Consider the following 7,468-nt stretch of genomic DNA (forward strand, 5'->3'; position numbering starts at 1 on the left):
GTCACCAGCCCTGCAACACCGAACGCGGCGAGGCCGAGACGGAAAATCACGAATGGGAGAATCGCGAGATTGAGCAGCACCGCGACCGCGAAGGCCGTCGCGTTCCATGCCGAGTTGCCGAGCAGATGGGATGGACCTTTCTTCACCGCTATTCCCGCTTTCGGTCCATCGCCTCGTTAAGCCTCAAGTGCCTCTTGCGTAAGGGCAAAACCCATTCGGCACGGCGACGGGCTAGCAGCCGGCAGGGTGATTGTCGAGGGTTGGCGGACGGCTGGGCCGTGCAAGGCAGGTCTGGACGACAGCCAAGGCGGAAGCCGGTCTCCGCGGAACCATGATTGTTTGTTTCCTGCCCGATTGTCATCCCCGTAACAGTTGGAAAGGCCTGCCAAATTGTCTAAGGCAGAGGGGCTGTAGCCCCAGAGCGGCCCGCCAAACAAGAAGGTGTCTCAATGCCCTTTCCCCGCGCATCCCAAGCCCTGTCCCGTTTCACCGTGCTGGATTTGACCCGGGTCCGGTCCGGGCCGACCTGCGTGCGCCAGCTCGCCGATTGGGGTGCCAACGTCGTCAAGATCGATGCACTCCTTGAGGACGGCGGCGGCGAGCAGCCGGGCGGCCCGCGCGGCGGGTCCGATTTCCAGAACCTTCACCGCAACAAGCGCGCCATGACGCTGAACCTGAAGGACCCCAAGGGGCTCGAGGTGTTCAAGCGGCTGGCCGAGCAGGCTGACGTCATGGTCGAAAACTTCCGACCGGACGTCAAGGCCAAGCTCGGCATCGACTATGAGAGCATCCGCAAGATCAACCCGCGGATCGTCTATGGCAGCATCTCCGGTTTCGGCCAGGACGGCCCCTATCACAAGCGCCCCGGATTCGATCAGATCGCACAGGGCATGGGCGGCCTGATGTCGGTGACCGGCGCGCCCGGCGGCGGACCGATGCGAGTCGGCATTCCCGTCGCCGACCTCACCGCCGGGCTGTTCTGTGCGATCGGCATCCTCACCGCGCTCCTGGAACGCGACGTCTCCGGCGAAGGCCAATGGGTGCAGACCTCCCTGCTGCAGGCGCAGATCTTCATGCTGGATTTCCAGGCGGCGCGCTGGCTGATGGAGAAGGAAGTCGCCAAGCAGGCCGGCAACAACCATCCGACCTCGATCCCGACCGGCGTGTTCAAGACCTCCGACGGCTACATCAACATCGCCACGACCGGCGGGCGGATCTGGGAGCGCTGCGCCCAGGCGATCGGGGCGCCCGACCTGATCACCGATCCCGACTATGCGACCGCACCGGCGCGCTCGAAGAATCGCGACGCGCTGAATGCCAGGATCGACGCGCTGACCGCGAAGAAATCGACCGAGACCTGGGTGCAGGAACTGAACGCCGCCGGCGTGCCGTGCGGGCCGATCTACTCAATCGACCAGATGTTCGACGACGCCCAGGTCAAGCATCTCGGCATCGCCCAGCATGTCCCCAATGACGAGAACCGCGATATTCAGCTGGTCGCACAGCCCGTGACGCTGTCGCGGACGCCGAGCAGAATGGCGGCCCGCCCGCCGGAATTCGGCGAGCAGACCGAAGAACTTCTCGCCGAATTCGGCTTCGGCCAGGACGAGATCGCCGAGCTGCGGCAGCGCAAGGTGGTCTAGAGATTCTAGTCTCGACGCGTTTTCTTCACGCGAACCGGCGTCCACTTCGCTCGAAAACGCTCTGGAACCTCACGCCTTTGCCAGACGCGCGACGCCGGCAAAGGTCCGATCGATCACCGGCCAGAACAGCAGCACGATCGCCAGCGTCGTGATGGTGCCGACAAGGCCATTCGACCAGAACACCTTCATGTCGCCGCCGGAGCCGATCATCGAGAGCCGGAACGCGTCCTCGGCCCGACTACCGAGCACCAATGCGAGCGTGAATGGCGCAAGCGGAATCCCGATCTTCTTGAAGACGTAGCCGACCACGCCGAAGCCCAGCATCAGCCAGATGTCGAACATCGCATTCTGGATCGCATAGGCGCCGATCGCGCAGGATACCACGATCATCGGCGCCACGGCCGCGAACGGCACGCGCAGGATCGAGGCGAAGATCGGCACCGTGGTCAGCACCAGTACGAGGCCGACGACGTTACCGAGATACATCGAGGCGATCAGGCCCCAGACGAAATCCTTATGTTCGACGAACAGCAGCGGACCCGGGTTGAGGCCCCAGACCATCAGGCCGCCAAGCAGGATCGCAGCAGTCCCCGAACCGGGAATGCCGAGCGCGAGCATCGGCAACAGCGCCGAGGTGCCCGAGGCGTGGGCGGCGGTCTCCGGCGCGAACACGCCCTCGATGCGGCCCTTGCCGAAACTCTCCGGATCCTTGGCGAAGCGCTTGGCGAGGTTGTAGCCCATGAAGGAGGCCGCGATCGCGCCGCCCGGCGTGATGCCGAGCCAGCAGCCGATCACCGACGAGCGCAGCAGCGTCACCCAGTATTTCGGCAAGTCCTTCCACACCGACAGCACCACGCGCAGGCTGATGCCGGCTGCGTGCCCGCGCAGCGCCAGGCGCTCCTCCATCGTGAGCAGGATCTCGCTGATGCCGAACAGGCCGATCACGGCGACGAGGAAGTTGACGCCGCGCAGCAGCTCCGCAGAGCCGAAGGTCATGCGCAACTGTCCGGACACCGTATCCATGCCGACGCCGGCGAGCAGCAGGCCGAGCGACATCGAGATGACAGTCTTGTGCTTGGCTTCGCGACCGAGTCCGACGAACGAGCAGAAGGTCAGCAGATAGACCGCGAAGAATTCCGGCGGGCCGAACTTCAGCGCGAACGACGAGATCATCGGCGCCAGGAAGGTGATCAAGAGCACCGCGACCAGCGAGCCGATAAAGGACGAAGTGAACGCGGCGGTGAGCGCTTCGGCCGCCCTGCCCTGCTGCGCCATCGGGTAGCCGTCGAAGGTGGTCGCGACCGACCAGGCTTCACCGGGGATGTTGAACAGGATCGAGGTGATGGCGCCGCCGAACAGCGCGCCCCAGTAGATGCAGGACAGCATCACGATGGCCGACGTCGGGTCCATCGTGAAAGTCAGCGGCAGCAGGATCGCGACGCCGTTGGGGCCGCCGAGCCCGGGCAGCACGCCGACGAAGATGCCGAGCACGAGCCCGACCATCATCAACAGCAGCGTCTTCCACGTCAAAAGGACGGCGAAGCCGTGCAGCAGGAGACCGAAGGCTTCCATGTCCCGAAATCCTGTCGGTTAGCTAGCGGCCGAGAGCCGCTTCGAGCGGCCCCTTCGGCATGATGACGTCGAACGCGACATCGAAGGTCACGAACATCGCGGCGGTGAAGACGAAGGCAGTCAGCAGCGACTTCCACAACGCGATCTTGCCGACGAGACGCATGAAGCCCGCGATCAGGAGAAAGCTCGCGACATAGAGGCCGAGATATTGGGTGGCGAGGCAGAACAGGAATGTCGGCACGAACACCGCCATCACCCGGCGCAACTGGGCCCGGGTGACGAAGGTCTCGGCGACTTCCCGGCGCGAGACGAAGGCAGCACCCATGCCGTAGAGGCTGGCGGCGCCGAGGATCACCGAGAGATAGAACGGAAAATAACCCGGCTGCGGCCCGGTCGAGTCCCATGAGGCGCCGGTGCGCCAATTGTCCCAGCCGAGCACCAATGCGAGCGCGAGCAAGAGCAGCGAGACGACGACATCGACGACGCCGGTAGAGACGACGGCAGGCGAATTTTCTTCAGGCGCGGTCGGATCGTCGACGACGATCTCAAGTTCGGTATTGGACATGGACGAGACGGTCTGGGTTGCGAGGGCAACGATTGGGATAGCGTGCTGATACAATCGCCGTCAATGCAGCCTTCAGCTAACTGGAACGTTCGGGAAATGCGCTCGCCAGCGCAGCACGATTCGCATTGAGGACGCCACGCTCGGTGATCAATCCGGTCACCAGTCTCGCCGGTGTGACGTCGAAGCCGAAATTTGCGACCGAAGAGCCGTCCGGAACCACGCGCACGGTCTCGATCCGTCCATCCGCCGCCCGCCCGGTAAGGTGCGTAACCTCGCTAGCCGCGCGTTGCTCGATCGGGATCTGCCTCACGCCATCATCGATACTAAAGTCGATGGTCGGCGACGGCAGCGCAACATAGAACGGCACGCCATTGTCATGCGCGGCGAGCGCTTTCAGATAGGTCCCGATCTTGTTGCAGACGTCGCCGTTGGCGGCGACGCGGTCGGTGCCGACGATCGCCAGATCGACCATGCGATGCTGCATCAAATGGCCGCCGGTGTTGTCGGGGATCACGGTGTGCGGCACGCCGTGGTGACCGAGTTCCCAGGCGGTGAGCGAGGCGCCCTGATTGCGCGGCCGCGTCTCGTCGACCCAGACATGGACCGGAATGCCGCGATCATGCGCCTGATAGATCGGTGACGTCGCCGTCCCCCAATCGACGGTTGCAAGCCAGCCGGCATTGCAATGCGTCAGCACGTTCACCGGCTCGCCCGGCTTCTTGGTCGCAGCGATCGTCTCGATCAGCCCGAGCCCGTGGCGGCCGATCTCGCGGTTGATCTCGACGTCCTCATCGGCGATCTCGCGGGCGCGGGCATACGCTGCCTCTACGCGAGCTGACGCGACGAGCGGCGCGAGCGCGCACTGCATCTCGTCGATCGCCCACTTCAGATTGATCGCAGTCGGCCGGGTCGCAATCAGCATCTTGCCGGCGCGGTCGAGCGCGGCATCGGACGCGTCGGCACGCATCGCCAGCGCCATGCCGTAAGCCGCAGTCGCACCGATCAGGGGCGCGCCGCGGACCAGCATCGAGCTGATCGCCTCGCCGGCCTCATCAGCGGTGGTGAGTTTGGCGACGACGAATTCATGCGGCAGCCGGCGCTGATCGATCGCGCCGACCGACCAGCCGTCGGGCTCGAGCCAGATGCTGCGAAAATGACGTCCGTCGACCTTCATGCGCGCAAGACCCTTCCGGCGACTGCATCGAGTTTAGCAAGCAACTGCGGATCGCGCGCCGTGGGCGCCGTGATCAGCGCGGTGTCCAGCGCGCGATCCGAGCCGATCGGACACAGCTCGTGCTCGCGCGGAAAATCCCGCGCCAGCCGCGCGACCAGCGCCTTTGCCTTCTCGGCGTTCGAATTCAGCACGCGGATGATATCCTGCACGGTCACGGCATCATGCGCCGGATGCCAGCAGTCGAAATCGGTAACCATCGCCACGCTGGCGTAGCAAATCTCGGCCTCGCGGGCGAGCTTGGCTTCCGGCATGTTGGTCATGCCGATCACCGAATAGCCTTGCGCCTTGTAGGTCAGGCTTTCGGCGAGCGAGGAGAATTGCGGCCCTTCCATGCAGAGATAGGTGCCGCCGCGCGCGAACGCGATGGTTTCCGCTTCGGCCGCGGCGGCGAGATGTTTCACCAGCAGCGGCGACACCGGATGCGCCATCGAGACATGCGCGACGCAGCCTCGGCCGAAGAACGAGCTCTCGCGCTTGTGGGTGCGATCGACGAACTGGTCGACCAACACGAAGGTGCCCGGCGGCAGCTCCTCCTTGAACGAGCCGCAGGCGGACAGCGCGACGAGGTCGGTGACCCCGGCCCGCTTCAGCACGTCGATATTGGCGCGATAGTTGATGTCGGACGGCGACAGCGCATGTCCCGGGCCGTGTCGCGGCAGGAACACGATCGGCAGTCCCGCCATCTCGCCACGGCGCAGCGGCGCGGACGGCTCGCCCCACGGGCTCGTGATCGCCTCTTCGCGGACATTTTCCAGGCCCGGCAGGTCGTAGATGCCGGATCCGCCGATGATCCCGAGAACGGCTTTGGTCATGATTGCTCCTCACGCTCCCGCAACGGCGCCTTACTGCGGCGCAATATCGATGGCGTGACCGCGCGATGCAAGGCGATTCCGAGCGGAAGGTAAAGCAACGAGGGATGCGTAGCGCACGTCGAGCCAGCGCCGGCGGCCATTTGCTCCGTCATTCCGGGGCGATGCGAAAGCATCGAACCCGGAATCTCGAGATTCCCAATTCGCAATTGCGAATTGGGGTTCACGCTTCGCGTGCCCCGGAATGAGGAAGTATGGATGAACGGCAAACCACGACCACTACTTCGCGACGAAGCCCGCCGCATTCATCAGCGAGGTATTGAGCTTGTCGTCATCCTGCAGGAACTCGACCATATCCTTGCCGGTGAGGAAGATCGGCTTCAACGCCTGCTTCTCCATGTAGTCCTTGTATTCGGCCGTCTGCGTCACTTTCTGGAACAAGTCGACATAGAACGCCTGCTGCTCCTGCGTGACCTTGCCGGGCAGGAACATCGCGCGCAGCATCAGATACTGCACGTCGAGCCCCTCTTCCTTGCAGGTCGGGATGTCGTTCCAGGATTGCGTGTCGGTGACCTTCGTCTTGTAGGAGATGCGCTCCTTGTCGAACACGCAGAGCGCGCGAACCTGTCCGGCGCGCCAGACTTCGAGGTTTTCGCTGGGATTGTTGACGTTGGACTCGGTGTGGCCGCCGACCAGCTGGGTCGCGGCCTCGCCGCCGGATTTGTACGGCAGATAGGAGAATTTCGCGCCGGTCTTCTGCTCCATGAACACGGTCAGCACGTGATCCTCGCGCTTGGAGCCCGTGCCGCCCATCTTGAACGGTGCGCTCGCCGCCTTGGCGGCATCGATGAACTCCTTCACGGTCTTCGGCCCGGACGCGTTGTCCCACAACACGAACTGGTCGAGCGCGATCACCGAAACCGGCGTGAGGTCATGCCAGTTGAACGGAATCTTGGCCGACAGCGGCAACATGTAGATCAGCGAATAGGCGATCAGCACCTTGTTGGGATCGCCCTCGCTGGACTTCATGTACATCAGCGCTTCCGCACCGGAGGCACCGCCCTTCAGCGAAACCACCATCGGCTGCTTCATCAGATTGTTCTTCTGGATCGCCGCCTGCATCATGCGCGCCATCTGGTCGGAGGCGCCGCCGGCGCCTGCCGCAACCACGATCTCGACCGGCTTGCTCGGCTCCCAGCCGGCGAAGGCCGGCGTGCTCAGCAGCAAGGCCGCGATGGCAGCCGTGGCTTTCACAATCTGTCCCACGTATTTCTTCCCTATCTATTTGTTCGGCTTGGCAAAACCTGCGAAGCGGCGGGGGCCGTCATTGTGCCGAGAATGACGGTGAGTTCAAGCCGCCGAACTGCCGCATGGCGTATGACTTTGGAATGAGGTCGGCGCGCCGCTTCGCTTGTCATGACGAAGGTGAAGACTTCGATTCAATTGCCACACGCATAAGCGGTGTCATCGCCCGGCTTGATGTTCAGCCCGGGGACATGACCGACGGGTGTTCGGGGGCATGGCCGACACATCATAGTGGATGGATTTGGCAAAGTGGGAGGCCAAATCCATGCCCTGGCGTGAGGTGTCGGTGATGGATCAACGGCGCGAGTTTGTACGGCTTGCGATGCAGGAGGGCGCGAAC

Annotated in this window: 6 protein-coding genes; 1 reads left to right on the forward strand and 5 read right to left on the reverse strand. The window is 63.8% G+C overall.

Annotated elements, in window-relative coordinates; translation table 11 throughout:
- The first annotated feature begins 449 nt into the window (after nt 1-449).
- Nucleotides 450-1,643, forward strand: coding sequence for a CaiB/BaiF CoA transferase family protein (locus tag FNJ47_RS43420; RefSeq protein ID WP_163162570.1), 1,194 nt, complete (start codon nt 450-452; stop codon nt 1,641-1,643).
- 69 nt (nt 1,644-1,712) lie between these two features.
- On the opposite strand, the gene FNJ47_RS43425 is transcribed toward FNJ47_RS43420, so the two are convergent.
- The 5 genes from FNJ47_RS43425 to FNJ47_RS43445 all read right to left on the reverse strand — a co-directional run bounded on the left by FNJ47_RS43425 (nt 1,713) and on the right by FNJ47_RS43445 (nt 7,089).
- A complete protein-coding gene (locus FNJ47_RS43425; RefSeq protein WP_163162572.1) occupies nt 1,713-3,215 on the reverse strand; it encodes a tripartite tricarboxylate transporter permease in 1,503 nt (500 codons plus the stop codon).
- Nucleotides 3,216-3,237: 22 nt separating this feature from the next.
- Entirely contained in the window at nt 3,238-3,780 is a 543-nt protein-coding gene (locus tag FNJ47_RS43430; protein WP_163162574.1) for a tripartite tricarboxylate transporter TctB family protein, read from the reverse strand.
- 76 nt (nt 3,781-3,856) lie between these two features.
- A complete protein-coding gene (gene mtnA, locus FNJ47_RS43435; protein WP_163162576.1) occupies nt 3,857-4,954 on the reverse strand; it encodes an S-methyl-5-thioribose-1-phosphate isomerase in 1,098 nt (365 codons plus the stop codon).
- Nucleotides 4,951-5,826, reverse strand: a complete 876-nt coding sequence (locus tag FNJ47_RS43440; protein WP_163162578.1) for an S-methyl-5'-thioadenosine phosphorylase — start codon at nt 5,824-5,826, stop codon at nt 4,951-4,953. The genes mtnA and FNJ47_RS43440 overlap by 4 nt, the downstream gene beginning before the upstream one ends.
- A gap of 276 nt (nt 5,827-6,102) precedes the next feature.
- Nucleotides 6,103-7,089, reverse strand: a complete 987-nt coding sequence (locus FNJ47_RS43445) for a tripartite tricarboxylate transporter substrate-binding protein (RefSeq protein WP_163162580.1) — start codon at nt 7,087-7,089, stop codon at nt 6,103-6,105.
- Between the last annotated feature and the right edge of the window lie 379 nt (nt 7,090-7,468).

This window comes from Bradyrhizobium uaiense (assembly GCF_010811875.1).
Lineage (GTDB): Bacteria > Pseudomonadota > Alphaproteobacteria > Rhizobiales > Xanthobacteraceae > Bradyrhizobium > Bradyrhizobium uaiense.

What these genes read in the sequence shown, in the direction of transcription:
- FNJ47_RS43420 (WP_163162570.1), top strand. Translation starts at nt 450, where the DNA reads ATGCCCTTTCCCCGCGCATCCCAAGCCCTGTCCCGTTTCACCGTGCTG.
- FNJ47_RS43425 (WP_163162572.1), bottom strand. Translation starts at nt 3,215, where the DNA reads ATGGAAGCCTTCGGTCTCCTGCTGCACGGCTTCGCCGTCCTTTTGACG.
- FNJ47_RS43430 (WP_163162574.1), bottom strand. Translation starts at nt 3,780, where the DNA reads ATGTCCAATACCGAACTTGAGATCGTCGTCGACGATCCGACCGCGCCT.
- mtnA (WP_163162576.1), bottom strand. Translation starts at nt 4,954, where the DNA reads ATGAAGGTCGACGGACGTCATTTTCGCAGCATCTGGCTCGAGCCCGAC.
- FNJ47_RS43440 (WP_163162578.1), bottom strand. Translation starts at nt 5,826, where the DNA reads ATGACCAAAGCCGTTCTCGGGATCATCGGCGGATCCGGCATCTACGAC.